Raw genomic sequence first — 1,734 nt, forward strand, 5'->3', positions numbered from 1 at the left:
GCCGGAGGTGAGCTCGCGGAGCCGGGAGGCGTCGGGTCGGGGCTGGGCGAGCCAGTCGCGGACCAGGTCCAGGGCGGCGGTGGCGTCGGCGAGCACCCGGTCGGGGACGTCGGTGTCGGTGGCCCCGGTCAGGAACGGGGCGACGAGCAGGTCGGCGTCCGGGGCGTCGGCCGGGGTGCGGACGACGGTCGCGCCGGGCAGGTCGGGCAGACCTCGGCCGGTGTCGAGCACGGCCGTGGTGCGGGTGGTCGGCGGCGGGACGGGCAGCGGCTTCCAGACCACGTCGAACAGCGCCCTGCGGGCGGCGGCGGTGCGGTCGGGGGTGAGGGGGTCGCCCGCGTGGAGGGTGATCTCGTCGACGGTGGCGACGGGGCCGCCCGCCAGGTCGGAGAGCCGCAGCGCGAGCCGGTCGCCGTCCAGGTCCGCGCGGACGACGACCGAGGTCGCGCCGACCGCGTGCAGGCGCACCCCGCTCCAGCGGGTGGGGACCCGGCCGCCGGTGGCGGCGCGCCCGGCCTCGGCGAGCAGGGCCGGGTGCAGGTTGTAGGCGGCGGCGTCGGCGGCCGAGCCCTCGGGCAGCGCCACCGGGAAGGCGTCGCCGTGGGTGTGCTCCGGCGGATCGGCGTGGGTCGGGACGGCGCGGGTCCGGTCGGCGTGGGTCGGGGCGGCGTGGTCGGCGGACAGCGAGCCGCTGGCGGCGAACTCCCACTCCGCCTCGGGGTCGTCGTCGGGGCGGGTGTGCACGAGCAGGGAGCGGACGCCGTCGGGGTCGGCCGCGCCGAGGACCAGCTGGATGGCCAGGCCGCCGTCGACCGGCAGCGCGGGCGGTCGCGGCACCACCAGCTCCCGCAGCAGCGTGCAGCCCAGCTCGTCGCCCGCGCGCCCGGCCAGCTCGACGAGCACCGCGCCGGGCAGGGCCAGGACCCCGTCGACGGCGGGCCCGGCCAGCCACGGGTGGCTGCGCACCGAGACGTGGCTGGTGACCACGAGCGCGTCGGAGCCCGCGACCGGGACGGCCGCGCCGAGCAGCGGGTGGTCGACCGGGGTGAGGCCGACCGAGGACAGGTCGGCGCGGGACTCCTCGTGCTCCAGCCAGAACCGGGTGCGCTGGAAGGCGTAGGTGGGCAGGTCGAGCGCGGGGTGCGCGCCGCCGAGGAACGCGGCCCAGTCGACCGCCGTGCCCCTGGTGTGCAGGCGGGCGACGGCGCGGACGACGCCGTCGGCCTCGGTGTCGGCCTGGCGCAGCAGCGGCACGGCCAGCACCGCGGCGTTCGCGTCCAGCGCCTCCTGCACGAGGGCGCTGAGCACCTCGCCGGGGCCCAGCTCGGCGAAGGTGGTGGCGCCCAGCTCGCGCAGCGCGCGCGCGGCGTCGGCGAACCGCACCGCGCCGGTGACGTGCCGCACCCAGTGGCCGGGGTCGGTCAGCTCGGCGGTGACGAGGTCGCCGGTGGCGGTGGAGACCACCGGGATGGTGGGCTCGCGGTACTTCAGGGTGGCGACGACCTCGGCGAACTCGTCGAGCACGGGCCTCAACAGCGGCGAGTGGAAGGCGTGGCTGACCGACAGCTCCTTGACCGAGCGCCCGGCGGCGGTCAGCCGGGCGGCGGCCTCGTCGAGCGCGTCGGCCGCACCGGAGAGCACGACGGAGGCGGGGCCGTTGACGGCGGCGATCCCGAGCACGTCCTCGCGACCGGCCAGCAGCGGCAGCACCTCCTCCTCGGAGGCGCGCACCGC

General features: G+C 78.4%; 1 protein-coding gene. It reads right to left on the reverse strand.

Going from position 1 to position 1,734, the window contains the following annotated elements; all coding sequences use genetic code 11:
• Positions 1 to 1,734 (reverse strand): acyltransferase domain-containing protein (locus ACTUAL_RS14905; RefSeq protein WP_440900664.1); only part of this gene is annotated, 1,734 nt, incomplete at both ends.

It is taken from the genome of Actinosynnema sp. (genome assembly GCF_052038725.1).